The organism is Marinobacter sp. SBS5 (assembly GCF_048285575.1).
Taxonomy (GTDB): domain Bacteria; phylum Pseudomonadota; class Gammaproteobacteria; order Pseudomonadales; family Oleiphilaceae; genus Marinobacter.
On the sequence record NZ_JBLWAZ010000003.1, the window covers coordinates 372,512 to 387,703 of the forward strand.

The following is a 15,192-nucleotide window of genomic DNA, read 5'->3' on the forward strand; positions in this document are numbered from 1 at the left end:
CCTCAAAGCCCAAGCACGCGCCGCAGCTCGTCGACCGAACTCACCACCGCGTGCGGCTTACAATCTTGCAGCACGTCTCTCGAATGAGCGCCCCACTCAACCCCGATAGACGGCATTCCAATCCGCTGCGCCATCTCCAGGTCATAATGGGTATCACCAATCATGACAGCGTCTTCAGGTTGAAAGCCGTAAAACTCGAGAATCTCTTCAAGCATCAAGGGGTCAGGCTTCGAACGTGTTTCGTCGGCACAACGAGAGGTATCGAAATGATGCCCCAAACCGCTGGTCGTCAATGCCTGAGCCAGCCCCCGCCGACTCTTCCCGGTAGCTACCGAACAGCCTCGGCCAGACGCGCGAATATCGGAAACCACATCTGCCATGCCTTCAAACACATTCTGCGGAGTCGTCACTTTCTTGAAGAAGTAACCCGAATAACCTTCGCGAATGCGAACAATCTCTTCGTCGCTCACACCGGGATACAGCTTTCGAAGCGCCTCGATCATGCCCAGCCCGACAATATCCCGGTAGGCTTCAAGCTCCAGATTCGGGTAACCCAGCTCTATAGCCGCCTGCTGCAAGCTTTCGGCGATATGATCAACAGAATCGATCAGCGTTCCATCCCAATCAAATATCACTGCTTTTACATTCATCTCTGCAAACCTTTACTGCGTCGAGTTAGTTGATCAATAAGCGTCCCAAAAGCCCTATCATACGGTGCCTCCAGAAACATGGACTCTTCGGTACCGGGCAAGCGGAACTCCAGTGACCGGGCATGCAACATCAAACGCTCACCGCCTATCTTTCTAAAAGCCTTCAGACTTGCATCATCCATGTACTTATCATCACCAGCAATCGGATGCCCACCCCATGCGCTATGCACCCTGATCTGGTGAGTTCTACCGGTTACTGGCGAAGCTTCTACCAGGCTATAGCCATCGTAGTCCGCTAAACTCTTATATAAGGTCAGCGATTCTTTACCCTCCGGACTCACTTTCACCCGGCGCTCGCCGTTTGGCATCTCGTAGCGTAACAACGGCTCGGCAACACGCGTTAGTTTTTTCGGCCAAGAACCAATAACGAGCGCGTGATACCGCTTACGCATGCGTTTGTGGCGCAGCTCATCCTGCAAAAAACGAAGCGCCGAACGCTTTTTTGCCACCATCACCAAACCGGAGGTGTCGCGATCCAGCCGGTGCACCAATTCCAGAAATTTTGCCTGAGGGCGAGAAGAACGCAGCACCTCGATCAACCCAAAACTAAGGCCGCTGCCACCGTGAACCGCAATACCGGACGGCTTATTGACCACCAGCATATCGCTATTCTCGAAAACCACTGCAGCTTCAACAACACTCTGAACCCGGTCTCCAGGTTTAGGCTGTTCAGGCTTAGCCTGCTGAACAATAGGAGGAATACGAACGACATCCCCTTCTTTGACTCGGGTGTCCGGCTTCACGCGCCCCTTATTAACCCGAACCTCACCTTTTCGGACAATGCGGTAAACAATACTTTTGGGTACACCGCGAAGCCGGGCCAGAAGAAAATTATCAACTCGCTGACCAGCCATGTCCGCATCAACCTCAACAAACTGAACGCCTTTTTGCACCTGACCAACTGGCTGTGAGGCCGAGCCGGACTTGGCGCCATGGCCTTCAGCCGCACGGTGCGCTGGGCGAGCTTTTTGGGGATGCTTCCGGGGAGCCGGTTTCTGAGACATGAAATACCTTATACCGGCTTGCGCCGGGCGCTTGGATACAGGATTGTACAGCTACTGGTTTACTGTTATATTCCGACGTGCTCTGCCGTTTGTCTACGGCCTGAAGAATTTCGTTCAGAAGCCGGAGCGGCAGCAGTATACCGACACTGATTAATAGATTGAACGCCGAACACCCAATCATTACCGGGCCCGGCGTGAGACAAACTCCCGACGCACAGGACAGACCATAGAGTGGCTGTTACCTCCTCGGGAGAAGAAAAACCGACCGGGAAACCGTCGGACGGGAACATCACGAAGAATCACTGCCACGCAAAACCGGGCCGTCAGCTTACCAACACGACGTGAGACCTAGGAGTTTGTGTGAACCTGAAAACGGATATTATGCGTCAACAGACACTCACCCTATTCGATCTTACCCTGCCGTCAGGCAGGCGAAGAATCAGCGGTGGTCTCAGACATACAGGGTCAAAACCCGCAAAGGTATGACTCGTCTGGCCGCCGGCCTGCCCTGCTAATTCAGGGCCCGCGGCACGCAAATCCCGCTTCGCTGATGCGAACGTCTCCGGTTTCCTGTCTTAACAAACGACAGGAACTCACTTTTCCCATGAAAAGAATGCTTATCAATGCAACTCATCCTGAAGAGTTGCGCGTAGCACTGGTAGACGGCCAAAGACTGTTTGATCTGGACATCGAATCCAGCACCCGCGAACAGAAAAAAGCCAACATTTACAAAGGCAGAATCACTCGGGTCGAGCCCAGCCTTGAAGCAGCCTTCATCGACTTCGGCGCAGATCGCCACGGCTTCCTGCCCCTGAAAGAAATTTCCAAAGAATACTTCAAGAAGTCTCCCGGCCAGATCGAAGGCAAAATCAACATTAAAGATGTGCTTTCTGAAGGTCAGGAAGTCATCGTTCAGGTCGACAAAGAAGAGCGTGGCAACAAGGGCGCTGCCCTGACCACCTTTATCTCTCTGGCAGGCCGCTATTTGGTGCTTATGCCCAACAACCCTCGTGCAGGCGGCATCTCTCGTCGCATCGAAGGTGAAGATCGCGCCCAGCTAAAAGAAGCCATGAACGGCGTACAAGTACCCAAGTCCATGGGCATCATCGTTCGCACCGCCGGCATCGGCCGCACCACAGAAGAACTTCAGTGGGACCTCGATTATCTGGTTCAATTCTGGGAAGCCATCACCCAGGCAGCCGATGAGCGCAAGGCACCCTTCCTGATCCACCAGGAAAGCAACCTGATCATCCGCGCCGTTCGCGATTATCTCCGCCAGGATATCGGCGAAGTATTGATTGACTCAGAAAGCGTATACGAAGACGTACTCAGCTTCGTGCGCGCTGTAATGCCGACTTTCGAAAACAAGATCAAACTGTACAAAGATGAAATCCCTTTGTTCAGCCGTTACCAGATCGAAGGCCAGATCGAGACCGCTTTCCAGCGCGAAGTAAAACTACCTTCCGGTGGCTCCATTGTTATCGACCCGACCGAAGCGCTGGTTTCAATTGACATCAACTCGTCTCGTGCCACCAAAGGCCACGACATCGAAGAAACAGCCCTACAGACCAACCTCGAAGCGGCTGAAGAAATCGCTCGCCAGCTGCGCCTGCGTGACATGGGAGGCCTGATTGTCATCGACTTCATCGACATGACACCGGCCAAGCACCAGCGTGAAGTTGAGCAGAAGATGCGTGAAGCGCTGGAAATTGACCGCGCCCGCGTTCAAGTCGGCAAGATTTCCCGTTTCGGCTTGCTCGAAATGTCTCGCCAGCGCCTGCGCCCTTCTCTTGGCGAAACACGTAGCGAAGTTTGCCCACGCTGCGAAGGCCAAGGCACCATTCGAGGCATCGAATCTCTGGCGCTGAGCATCATGCGCCTGATCTACGAAGAATCGTCCAAGGAAAAAACTGCAGAAGTCCGTGCCATCGTACCGGTCTCTGTCGCAACCTTCCTGCTGAACGAAAAGCGTAAGCAGCTGGCAGACATCGAAGCAGGCCAAGGCGTATCCATTGTTGTCGCACCTGTGCCCAACATGGAAACCCCGCATTTCGAAATCATTCGTATGCGCCAGGACGAAACCGCGCCTGAGCACATTTCCAGCCATCAGGTGGCCCACGAATACAACGAACGTGAAGAAGAGTCCGTTGTTGAAGTAACCAGCACCGAAAAACCGGCCCGCGAGCAAGCGGCAGTAAAAGCCATTCGCCCAGCCCCAGCCCCAGCTGCCCAAACGGTGGCCAAAGCCGAACCAACGGAAGCCGACGAAGGCTCTTTCCGCAAGCTGTGCAAGAAAATCGCCAGCTTCTTTAGCGGCGAGGCTGACACGACTTCTGGCAACAACCAAGCCAAGAAGAATACTGGCGACAACCGCCGCCCACAGGCCCGCCCTGATCGTCAGGACCGCCGGAAATCACGGGTAGCCCGCGATGACCAGCGCGGGGGCAACCGCAACAACAACGAGCGTCGCCAAAACAATCGCAATCGCCCTAACCGGAATGACGATCAGAACCGCGGTGCTCAGGGACGCCAGAACCCGCAAGAAAAGCCTTCTGATAACAAGGGCAATGACAACCGTCGTGATGGTCGCAAAGAAGGTCAGAACCGTAGCCAGGGTCGCAACCGCCCGCAGCGCGATCCGAAAGACCAGAAGGATCTGAAGGAGCAAAAGGACAACCGCGACAATCAGCCCAGCCAGAAAGGCCCTGCGAACGATAAAGCCGGTGACGACAAGCGCCGCAAGCCCCGTCGTCAGCGTAACCGTGACGGCTCACCTGCTGAAGCACCGGCATCGACACCAGCCGCCCGTAAAGCAGAGCGTAGCGATAAGCATCAAAAAGACACGCAGCCAGAAAAAGCCGTTGAAGAGAAGCCATCATCTGCACCACAGGCTGCCGTAGAAAACGTTGCGCAAGCGAAGGAAGCTCCCGCACAGGCACAGGCACAGGCACAGGCACAGGCCAAACAGCCTGCCGAGCAAGCTCCGAAAGCCGAAGAGCGCAAGCCTGCTGAGGAGTCGAAGGCTGAAACAAAGCCTGCGACTAACGATCAAGAGGCTACGCCAAAAGAAGACGCTAAGGCACCTAAGGCAAACGAAGCAGACAAGGCCGACTCTGAGAGCAAAGCCGATGCTAAAGCCGACGAAAGCAAGCCAGAGAAGCGCAAGCCAGCACCTCGCCAGCGCAAGCCTCAGGCTGCCAAGGAAGCTAAAGCCGAGCCAGTCATCGAGCCTGCCAAGTCAAGCGAGCCAGTAGCTGAGAGCAAAGCAAAAGAAGCCAGCAACCCGGTAGAAGCTCCAAAAGTAGAGGAAAGCCCTGCCCCGGAAGCGAAAGCAGAAGCTGCTCCTAAAGCTGATAAAACTGAAACGCCTAAGGCCGAAGCGCCGAAAGCTGAGAAAGCTGAGAAAGCTGAGAAAGCTGAGAAAGCTGAGAAAGCTGAGAAAGCTGAGAAGCCAGCCGAAGCGGCGGACAAGCCAAAGGCAACCGTTAAGGCCGACCCGAAGCCCGAAGCGAAAGCAGAAGCCGAGCCTAAGGCTGAGCCAGCCAAGGAGGAAGCTCCCAGCGCTATCGATATACCGGTAACACCAGGTCGTGCTTACAACGATCCAAGAGAAGTCCGCAAGCGCCAGCGTGCGGCCGAACAAGCCAAAAAGGCCGAGGATAATTGATTATGCTGACCAATTCCGACATCGAAGCATTGGAAGACATTCTTTTTGCAGAGCCCTGGGGCGATGAAGCCCTGGACTTCTTCGGCCTGCACGGAGCCGTCTGTGCCAGTGTGATCGGGCCGGTCAACCTGCAGGTGGAAGACATCTTCCGCCTGGCTACAGGCTCCGACACCCTGCCTGATGGTAAGGTGCCAGAAGTCTTCGCTCAGTGCGTTAGCAGTCTTACCCGTGACATGGCCCAGTCTCTGGATATGGGCCATGCATTGGAACTACCGGAGCCAGAAGACGGCGACCCAATGAACGCACTGGAAAACTGGTGCGCGGGCTTCGTCGAAACCTTCCTCGAAAATGAAGACAAGTGGATGGAAGAAGCCGCTGAAGAGGAAGTTGCAGACCTGATGGTGCCGATCCTGACACTCTCGGGCCTGTTTGAAGACGAAGACTTCCAGCGCGCCCGTGAAGATGAACAGGTTGCAGGTCGAATGGCAGAAGCCATTCCAGACTCACTGACTGACTTGTACCTGTTGTTCCACGCGCCGGAGTAAATTATCCGCGAACAGGTTCACGAAAATGATGCCAGACGGGCTCCAGCCCCTCTGGCATTTTTGTTATTCGGCCAAGCTCACACCACGCAGCTCCCGGGAAATGAAAATCACTGCCTTGAGAGGCCAGCAAGCCTTCACGCCTAGTAAGCTCTGCTACAAACCCCAAGTCGCCACTCGATTGGCCAGAAATAGAGACCTCAATAGCACGCCCACCCGCTTTACCAAAATCGCTCACCAATTCCCGCAACCGGGTTGCTGACAGCTTGTACTTGCGAGGGTGCGCCAAAACCGCAATGCCTCCCGCATCCCGAATCCACTGAACCACCTCACCCAGCTCCGGCCAGCAGGCCTTCACATCGCCCGGCTTGCCCGCTCCGAGATGACGCTTGAACGCATGAGCGACCTTGGGAACCACTTCAGCATCCACCAAAGCCTGAGCAAAATGCGGACGCCCAGGAACATCTCCACCCGCCAACTCCGTCGCTTTCTCCAGCAGCGAATCGACTTTAAGGCGGGAAAGCTTGTCCGCAATAATCCGAGCACGCTGCCAACGGTTTTCGTTCTGGATCGACAATGCTTTCAGGAATGCCGGACTGGTTTCGTCAAAATCGAGCCCAACCACGTGAATAGTGTAAGTTCGCCATACACACGACAACTCCACCCCGTTAATCATCGTCAGTCCACCCGCGATGGCAGCCTCTTTCGCTTCAGGCAGCCCAGCGATCGTATCGTGGTCGGTCAGAGCAAGATGGCTTACACCCTTTTCAACTGCGCGGGCAACCAGCTCTGCCGGTGCGAGAGCCCCATCAGAGGCGGTGCTATGGCAATGCAGATCAATGCATGGCTTTGGGTCTTGAGGTATAGTCACAAACATTCCTGATAATAATGTGGCTAACAGTGTATCAGCCTAGCGCTGCACGCCCTAACACTGGCCTCATCAACATTGGAGCACTCTATGTACTACGCCATTATGAGCGAAGACATTTCCAACAGCCTGGCACTTCGCAAACAGGCCCGCCCAGCCCATCTCGCTCGCTTGGAAGCGTTAAAAGCAGAAGGCCGCTTACTGGTGGCCGGCCCTCACCCCGCGATTGATACCGAGGACCCCGGCGAATCCGGCTTTACCGGCAGCCTGGTCATTGCCGAATTCGACTCTCTGGAATCCGCACAAGCATGGGCGGATGCAGACCCGTACATTGAGGCCGGCGTTTACCAATCGGTAACCGTCAAACCGTACAAAGTCGTACTACCTTAACCACTTCAAGGCAGCTCAATATAAGCGGCAGCACACAGTATGAGCGGATTGTAACGCGCGACTGCTTGAATACCGGTCAAGCTGTGACAAAATTGCTGCCTTATATAATCTAACTATCGTCAAACTCAGGGAATGCAACCAGTGACACCGCTCCGCCTTGCTCTAAGCCTCCTCATTATTATCAGCTCCATTTCCGTAGCTCAGGCGCGAACCGTATGGGTTGACGACCAACTCTACCTTCCTGTTCGTTCAGGTGCCGGTACTCAGTTTCGCATTATTGAGAACGCCGTCCCCACCGGCACCCCTCTTGAATTGATAGAAACTCAAGAAGGTTACTCAAAAGTTCGCACGCCGAAGGGCACTGTTGGCTGGGTTTCCTCCCAATACATCAGCAAAACCCCGGTCGCTAAAGATCTACTCGCTCGCGCTACTCGTGAACTGGAAAAAGCCAAACAAGACGTCGCCAACCTGAGCGAACAACTGTCTTCGGTAACACAAGAGCGAGACAATCTACAAAACGCAGAAAACAATCTGGCCAACAAGGCTGAAAATCTGCAAGATGAACTTAGCAAAATCAAAAGCATTGCAGCAGATTCCATTAACTTGGAACGTCGCAGCCGCGAACTGCGCGAAGAAAACCAGAAACTGCGGAACGAGCTGGAAATACTAACGGCAGAAAACGAACGTTTGGAAGCGGGCCGCGAGTCTGATTTCATGCTCCTGGGAGCCGGACTCGTACTCGGCGGCGTGCTACTGGCCTTGATCATCCCTATGCTCAAGCCAACACGGAAAACCGACAACTGGGCCTAACGATGAAAGACTATTCGGAAAAGCGGGATTTTTACCGGATGCAGGTCAACAGCACAATCCAGATCACCGACAGCAACGGTGAAAGCCTCACTGGAATCTGCCAAGACCTCAGCGCAGCCGGCATGCAACTGCATGTAGATCGCCCTTTTCCGGTTGGCGCAGAATTGAAAACCGTTATGGAAGCTGCAGGGGATCAATTCCCTCCCCTTGAAACCGTCGGGGAAGTTTTGCGCTGCGCACCCGACGACACGGGGTACATTTTGGGCATCAACATCCTCGAAGTCCGATAGAAACCTCAAGCAAAAAAAACGGCGACCTGATAGGTCGCCGTTTTTGTATGCCTCGAGAAAACTCTGGCTTACACCAGAGGCTTCTCGGATACGATAATGCCGTTATTGTCGGCATAAACATACTGGCCCGGACGGAAGGTCACGCCGTGGAAGGTTACCGGAATGTTCAGGTCACCAATATTGCGCTTCTCCGTTTTACGCGGCACTGTGCCCAGCGCCTGAACGCCCAGTTTGGTTTGGCCGATTTCGTCAACATCACGAATGCAGCCATAGATGATCAAACCGGCCCAGCCATTCTCGGCCGCTTTTTCCGCCAGCATGTCACCCAACAACGCATTGCGCTTTGAAGCACCACCATCGACAACCATCACACGGCCATTGCCAGGCAGGCCTACCTGCTCTTTAACCACGGAGTTGTCTTCAAAGCACTTCACCGTCACGATTTCGCCACCGAACTGACGGATGCCACCGTAGTTATTGAAGCCAGGCTCAACCACCTGCACTTCCGGAAACTCATCACACAGATCCGGAGTAATAATGTCGCTCACGTTCTCGTTCTCCTTTCCCGCTTTACAGTTCAGTCGATTTTTTCGTCAGCCAGGAAGAACCAGGTATCCAGAACGGAATCCGGGTTCAGAGATACCGTGTCGATACCTTCATCCATTAGCCACTTGGCGAGATCCGGGTGATCCGACGGGCCCTGACCGCAGATGCCAATGTACTTGCCGGCCTTCCGACAGGCTTGAATGGCATTAGACAGCAGTGCCTTAACCGCATCGTTACGCTCGTCAAACAGGTGAGCAATGATGCCGGAGTCCCGATCTAGCCCCAAGGTTAGCTGCGTCAAATCGTTCGATCCGATAGAGAAGCCGTCAAAATGCTCCAGGAACTGTTCAGCCAGGATAGCGTTCGCAGGCAGCTCACACATCATGATCACACGAAGACCATTCTCACCGCGCTTCAGGCCGTTCTCAGCCAGCAACTTCACCACTTGCTCCGCTTCACCAACGGTACGCACAAACGGCACCATTACTTCAACGTTGGTGAGACCCATCACGTCGCGTACTTTCTTGAGTGCGCGGCATTCCAGCTCGAAACAATCGCGGAAGGTTTCAGAGATGTAGCGAGACGCACCACGGAAGCCCAGCATCGGGTTTTCTTCATCCGGCTCGTACAAGGTGCCGCCAATCAGGTTGGCGTACTCGTTCGATTTGAAGTCCGACAAGCGCACAATCACTTTCTTCGGAGCAAAAGCCGCCGCCAGAGTGGAGATGCCTTCAACCAGCTTGTCGACATAGAAATCAACCGGTGAATCGTAACCGGAGATACGCTTGTCCACCGTCTGCTTGATGTCACTCGGAAGACCGTCATAGTTCAACAGCGCCTTCGGATGCACACCGATCATGCGGTTGATGATGAATTCCAAACGGGCCAAGCCAACACCTTCGTTTGGCAACGCCTGGAAATCAAAAGCACGGTCCGGGTTACCCACGTTCATCATAATCTTGAACGGAATATTGGGCATGGAATCAACGGTGTTCTCACGCAGTTCAAAATCCAGAGCGCCTTCGTAAATGAAGCCGGTATCCCCTTCCGCGCAAGAGACGGTCACGTTCTGGCCATCTTTCAATTCTTCGGTGGCATCGCCACAGCCTACTACCGCAGGAATACCCAGTTCACGGGCAATGATTGCTGCGTGGCAGGTACGCCCACCACGGTCAGTAACAATAGCGGAAGCACGCTTCATGACAGGTTCCCAGTCCGGGTCTGTCATATCGGTCACCAGAACATCACCGGGCTGAACGCGGTCCATTTCGTTGATGCTGGTAATAATTTTTACCGGGCCACTGCCGATTTTGTGGCCGATACTGCGGCCTTCAATCAGAACCTTGCCGGTTTCTTTCAACAGGTAACGCTCCATGACGTTGGCAGAAGCACGGCTCTTAACGGTTTCAGGACGGGCCTGAACAATGTAAATCTTGCCGTCGTCACCGTCTTTCGCCCATTCGATGTCCATCGGGCGCTGGTAGTGCTTCTCGATAATCATGGCCTGCTTGGCCAGTTCTTCTACTTCCGCATCGGTAATGGAGAAACGCGTACGCTCGTCCATATCCACTTTCACGGTTTCAACAAACTTACCCTCACTTGGGTCTGTGTGATAAACCATCTTAATGGCTTTGCTGCCCAGATTTCGGCGCAGCACTGAAGGACGGCCGGCAGCCAAAGTGGGCTTGTGGACGTAAAACTCGTCAGGGTTAACAGCGCCCTGAACCACGGTTTCACCCAAGCCGTAGGAAGATGTGATAAATACAACGTCACGGAAGCCGGATTCCGTATCCAGCGTAAACATAACACCACTGGATGCCGTTTCACTACGAACCATTTTCTGAATACCGGCAGACAGAGCAACCAGCTTGTGGTCAAAGCCGTGATGAACCCGGTATGAAATCGCGCGATCGTTAAACAGGGAGGCAAACACTTCTTTTACAGAGGTGCGCACCTGTTCAAGGCCAACCACGTTCAGGAAGGTTTCCTGCTGGCCTGCAAAGGAGGCGTCTGGCAGATCTTCAGCGGTAGCCGAGGAACGCACAGCTACGGCCATGGCATCGTTGCCCGCTCGCAGGTTTTCGTAGGCTTCTTTGAGGGCGTTATCCAAGGCCTCAGGGAAATCGGTATCAATAACCCACTGGCGAATCTGTGAGCCAACCCGGGCCAACTCGTTCACGTCGTTTACATCCAGCACATCCAAAGCCTGATCGATACGATCTTTCAGCCCGTCAGTTGCCAGAAATTCCCGGTAGGCATGTGCAGTAGTGGCAAAACCGCCAGGGACGGTAACACCTGCATTGGCCAGATTACTGATCATTTCACCGAGGGACGCGTTTTTACCCCCAACACGGTCAACATCGGACATTCCTAGGTGGTCAAACCAGATAATGTAATCTTCCAAAGCGTGGTCTCCCTTTGTATCTTGAGTGGCGCGGAGTCTCGAAACTGGCGAGTATAATACTGTAAGCTGCGGAAATTACCTAGGGAACCGCCTCAAAACCTGAGTGGAAGAAAACATGAAAAGAACCGCTTTTTTTATCTCGGACGGCACTGGCCTAACCGCAGAAGCATTGGGCCACGCGCTGTTAGCCCAATTTGAAAAGATCGAGTTTGAGCGTATCACAGTGCCGTATATCGATGATGAAGAAAAGGCACGGGAAATGGTCAAGCGCATCAACACCGCCGCTGAAATAGACGGCGAGCGCCCTCTGGTGTTTGATACCATCGTCAACAGCACCATCCGGGAGATCGTCAGTGACGCCCAAGGTTTCATGGTCGACATATTTGGCACCTTCCTGAACCCATTGGAGCGGGAACTGAATTCTTCATCGTCCTACTCGGTCGGGAAATCCCATGCCATCAACAATGCCGGCAGCTATGAGCGCCGAATTCATGCGGTGAATTTTGCACTGGATAACGACGACGGAGCCCGAACACGGCACTACGATGAAGCCGACCTGATTCTCATCGGCGCTTCCCGAAGCGGCAAAACCCCAACCTGCCTCTACCTGGCTCTGCAGTACGGTATCAAAGCGGCTAACTACCCGATTACCGAAGAAGATCTGGATGATCAGAAAATGCCGGGCGCATTGCGGCCTCACAAGGAAAAGCTGTTTGGGCTGACCATCGAGCCAGAGCGCCTGGCCACCATCCGCAACGAGCGCCGCCCCAACTCCCGTTATTCTTCCATGCAACAATGCATGCACGAAGTGGAAGAAATCGAGCTGATGTATAAGCGGGAGCGCATTCCCTACCTGAACACCACGGCCTACTCCGTTGAAGAAATTTCCACGCGGATCATGGTTTCGACCGGGCTCAAGCGCCACCGGTAAGCTGAGCCACGTAAAAAAGGGTGGGAGACTCGCGTCCCCCACCCTTTTTTATTCCTGAAGGCCTTGCCTTACAGCTCCTGAATACTCAGGCCTAACTGCTCAGCCACCTTGCGGTTCTCAGGGCTTGTCACTACAGCCACACTGGCATCTTCCGGCTTCAACCAGATATCCGCCACGCGGCGCATCTCATCCAGTGTCACCTTCAACACTCGCTCACGGAATCGCGCGCGCTGCTCCGGTGTGCGTCCGAACAAATTGTTGTGGAAGGCATGGCGCGCAGCACCTGCTGGAGAGTGCGGCCGGTCCAGCTGGCCAATTACACCCAGAATGGCTTCTTCCAGCGACTGCTCCTCGTGCTCTTCAGTACGCAACCAGTTCAGTGCCGCATCGAAATCGTCCAGCGTTTCAGCAAAGCGCGGATCACGGTAGGAGAAGAAACGGAATACACCGTTCACACTGTCCTGCCCCGCACCACCGCCGTACGCGCCGCCTTTTTCACGAATCGCACGGTGCAAATAGCCATTGCGCAGGAAGCCACCCAATACCGTCAGCGCGGCAGCATCCGGATGATCTACCGCTACCGTTGCATAAGCCTTCGCACAGAAGTTCACCTGAGTAGAGGTCAACCAGGCTTCCTGAGTTTTGTAGCTCACCGGCTCGATAGACCAAGCACCGTCAGGCTGACTTGAAGCGCCCTGCCAGCAGGTCTTCACGTTATCCAGCATCGGGGCTAACTGAGCCTCTTCGCCAATTAACAGGAACTGACGACCCTGCTTGCGAATCCTGTCATGCAGCGCCGCAAGGCTGGCACAGAACGCTTCCAGTGCCGCTTCATCGTTCAGAGACTTATCCAGCTCTTTGGTACCGCGAATACCCGCAAGACCACCCAAACGGAAGCTCAACCAGGAACCCGGGCTCAAACCTTGAGCCGCTGCGCCCATCGCCAAGCCGTGCCCGCTGCCGGTGACCGCCTGTTCACGGCGCGCCCGAACTTGCGCAATAATTTCACGGATGCGTTCTTTTTCATCAAATCGCGCGCCGGTGTACACATCTTTAAGCAGTTGGGTCAACGCACCGCTGTTACGTGCCAACGCCTTGCCACTAAAAATCAGATAGCCCGACATGGCTTGCACGTCATCTATCTGCCCTTTGGCGATGAACGAGGCTCCGATGCCACCAGATTCCGCCGAAATTCGGTCCTGCATCTGCAGATAGTCCAGCTCACCGCAACCAACTTCCGAGATCAGCGTGGTGTAGTACGGCAGCAGCAACAACTCTTCTTCATTCAACGCAGGAACAGGCAAGACTATCTGCTGGTAAACCAACCCATTGGTTCCACGGGAGTACATGGTTGCGCCGGTCTCAGCATCATACTTGCCTTCCGGCTCCGGCATCTGCAACGGAACGTCAGACAAGCCTACCTTGGGAAGAATGGAGTCATCGTCTTTACGAAGCTGCCGTTCTTCCAGCGCTTTCGCGCGCTCAACAATCTCGCTGATTTCTTCTTCCGTGAGACTGGCCTTACGCTTAGCCAGGGATTCTTTCAGTGCGACTTGGTGAGCACCTTCCAGCTTTTCGTCCGGGCGCAAAGTCAAAGTAACTCGGTGCGGGTTCTCAAGCAGTTTGCGGCGAATGAGATTCGGCACATACTCCGGATCTTTGATTTTTTCACGAAGCGTCGCCAGCACCGGCTCAAGATCCAGCAGTTCAACCGGATCGCCACCGTGAACCATCGGCGATATCGACTGCATAATCAGCTGCAAGCCATACGGGAAGCCATCGCCGGCAATCTCGCGCTGGTGCAATTCCAACTGATGCAAAATAGCTTCAAGCCGTTCCGCGCTTACGCCTTCCTCAACCACCTTGGCCAGAGTTTGCTCCACCAAAGCTTCCAAGTCGTCACGACGGCCCGGCTCACTGCCCTCTATGCCGCAAACGAAGGTCATCTCACGGTTGGAATCTTCCAAGCCGCACATAGGCGAAGGCGCATGGCCGATGTCCGTGGTTTCCAGCGCACGCATCATGGGTGACGCGCTGTTTTCAAACAGAACCGAAGACAGTAACTGCCCCTCAAGATTCTCTTGCAGGTCAAAACTGTGACCCAGCAGCCACCCCATCACGATGTGGGTTTTCGCCTCGGTGTCTTCACCTTCACTGACCGCATAGCCCTGCTCTACCCGCATCGGGGAGAACATGCGCTTCTCATCGTGCACCGGCAGTTTGACCTCCTGCCGATCAAAACGCTTCAGCGCCAGCTCTTCAAACTTTTCGTGATGCTCATAGGCGGGAATGTTCCCGTAAGTCGCAAAAATAGCGTTGCTCGGGTGGTAATGATGACGATAAAACTTCACCAGATCGTCATAGCTCAGATCGACAATATGATCTGGCTCACCGCCACTGTTGTAGTGGTAAGTGGTGGTTTGGAACAAGTGGCTGGACAGGTTTTGCCACAACTGCGAGGTAGGCGCACTCATGGCACCCTTCATCTCGTTGTAAACGACCCCCCGATAAACCAGTTCGCTGCTTGGATCATCCGGCTTATCAAATTCCAGACGGTGCCCTTCTTGGGCAAAATCCAACGGATCAAGCGTTGAGAAAAACACCGAATCCAGATAAACCGTCAACAGGTTATCGAAATCCTTCCGGTTCATGCTGGCAAAGGGGTAGGCCGTCCAGTCGCTGCTGGTAAACGCGTTCATGAAAGTGTTCAACGAACGGCGAATCATCATGAAGAACGGATCGCGCACAGGAAAACGCTCACTGCCACACAACGCTGTGTGTTCCAGAACGTGAGCCACCCCGGTGGAATCCATCGGGAAGGTTCGAAGGGCTACAAAAAACACGTTCTCATCGTTATCCGCCGCCAGATGAAGGTGACGCGCACCGGTCTTCTTGTGGCGATACTCCTCAACATCCAGGTTAAGGGTGCTAATCCGGTGACTACGAAGTTTCTCGAAAGCCGGATGGATTACGTTGTCTGTCACTGCAGCCATTAAAACGATCCTATGCATTGAACAATTGGAGAATTAC

Annotated in this window: 12 protein-coding genes; 6 read left to right on the top strand and 6 right to left on the bottom strand. The window is 54.2% G+C overall.

Annotated features, from left to right (window positions below):
* Positions 1 to 2: 2 nt before the first annotated feature.
* Together ACNQ6O_RS08815 and rluC are read right to left on the bottom strand one after the other, a co-directional pair.
* Positions 3 to 650: an HAD family hydrolase gene (locus tag ACNQ6O_RS08815; protein ID WP_418052858.1), complete on the bottom strand. Its 648-nt coding sequence runs from the start codon at positions 648 to 650 to the stop codon at positions 3 to 5.
* Complete coding sequence (gene rluC / locus ACNQ6O_RS08820; protein ID WP_418052859.1) at positions 647 to 1,714, bottom strand: 23S rRNA pseudouridine(955/2504/2580) synthase RluC; 1,068 nt, start codon at positions 1,712 to 1,714, stop codon at positions 647 to 649. Before rluC ends, ACNQ6O_RS08815 begins: the two co-directional genes overlap by 4 nt.
* A gap of 604 nt (positions 1,715 to 2,318) precedes the next feature.
* Here rluC and rne point away from each other — a divergent pair.
* Complete coding sequence (rne, locus tag ACNQ6O_RS08825; protein WP_418052860.1) at positions 2,319 to 5,381, top strand: ribonuclease E; 3,063 nt, start codon at positions 2,319 to 2,321, stop codon at positions 5,379 to 5,381.
* A 2-nt stretch (positions 5,382 to 5,383) separates the two neighbouring features.
* Positions 5,384 to 5,926: a YecA family protein gene (locus ACNQ6O_RS08830; RefSeq protein ID WP_418052861.1), complete on the top strand. Its 543-nt coding sequence runs from the start codon at positions 5,384 to 5,386 to the stop codon at positions 5,924 to 5,926.
* 1 nt (position 5,927) lies between these two features.
* Here ACNQ6O_RS08830 and ACNQ6O_RS08835 read toward each other — a convergent pair whose 3' ends face one another.
* Positions 5,928 to 6,800, bottom strand: a complete 873-nt coding sequence (locus ACNQ6O_RS08835; RefSeq protein WP_418052862.1) for a PHP domain-containing protein — start codon at positions 6,798 to 6,800, stop codon at positions 5,928 to 5,930.
* An 81-nt stretch (positions 6,801 to 6,881) separates the two neighbouring features.
* Here ACNQ6O_RS08835 and ACNQ6O_RS08840 point away from each other — a divergent pair, with 81 nt between their 5' ends.
* From ACNQ6O_RS08840 to ACNQ6O_RS08850, 3 genes are all read left to right on the top strand, one after another.
* A complete protein-coding gene (locus ACNQ6O_RS08840) occupies positions 6,882 to 7,181 on the top strand; it encodes a YciI family protein (protein WP_418052863.1) in 300 nt (99 codons plus the stop codon).
* Between the two features lie 141 nt (positions 7,182 to 7,322).
* A complete protein-coding gene (locus ACNQ6O_RS08845) occupies positions 7,323 to 7,991 on the top strand; it encodes a TIGR04211 family SH3 domain-containing protein (protein WP_418052864.1) in 669 nt (222 codons plus the stop codon).
* Positions 7,992 to 7,993: 2 nt separating this feature from the next.
* On the top strand, positions 7,994 to 8,281 hold the full coding sequence (locus ACNQ6O_RS08850) for a PilZ domain-containing protein (protein WP_418052865.1): 288 nt from the start codon (positions 7,994 to 7,996) through the stop codon (positions 8,279 to 8,281).
* Between the two features lie 68 nt (positions 8,282 to 8,349).
* Here ACNQ6O_RS08850 and rraA read toward each other — a convergent pair whose 3' ends face one another.
* Complete coding sequence (rraA, locus tag ACNQ6O_RS08855) at positions 8,350 to 8,829, bottom strand: ribonuclease E activity regulator RraA (RefSeq protein ID WP_418052866.1); 480 nt, start codon at positions 8,827 to 8,829, stop codon at positions 8,350 to 8,352.
* Between the two features lie 29 nt (positions 8,830 to 8,858).
* Positions 8,859 to 11,231, bottom strand: coding sequence for a phosphoenolpyruvate synthase (gene ppsA, locus ACNQ6O_RS08860; protein ID WP_418052867.1), 2,373 nt, complete (start codon positions 11,229 to 11,231; stop codon positions 8,859 to 8,861).
* Positions 11,232 to 11,346: 115 nt separating this feature from the next.
* On the opposite strand from ppsA, the gene ACNQ6O_RS08865 reads away from it, so the two are divergent.
* Complete coding sequence (locus tag ACNQ6O_RS08865) at positions 11,347 to 12,162, top strand: pyruvate, water dikinase regulatory protein (protein ID WP_418052868.1); 816 nt, start codon at positions 11,347 to 11,349, stop codon at positions 12,160 to 12,162.
* Positions 12,163 to 12,230: 68 nt separating this feature from the next.
* On the opposite strand, the gene ACNQ6O_RS08870 is transcribed toward ACNQ6O_RS08865, so the two are convergent.
* Complete coding sequence (locus tag ACNQ6O_RS08870) at positions 12,231 to 15,155, bottom strand: insulinase family protein (protein ID WP_418052869.1); 2,925 nt, start codon at positions 15,153 to 15,155, stop codon at positions 12,231 to 12,233.
* Positions 15,156 to 15,192: the final 37 nt, after the last annotated feature.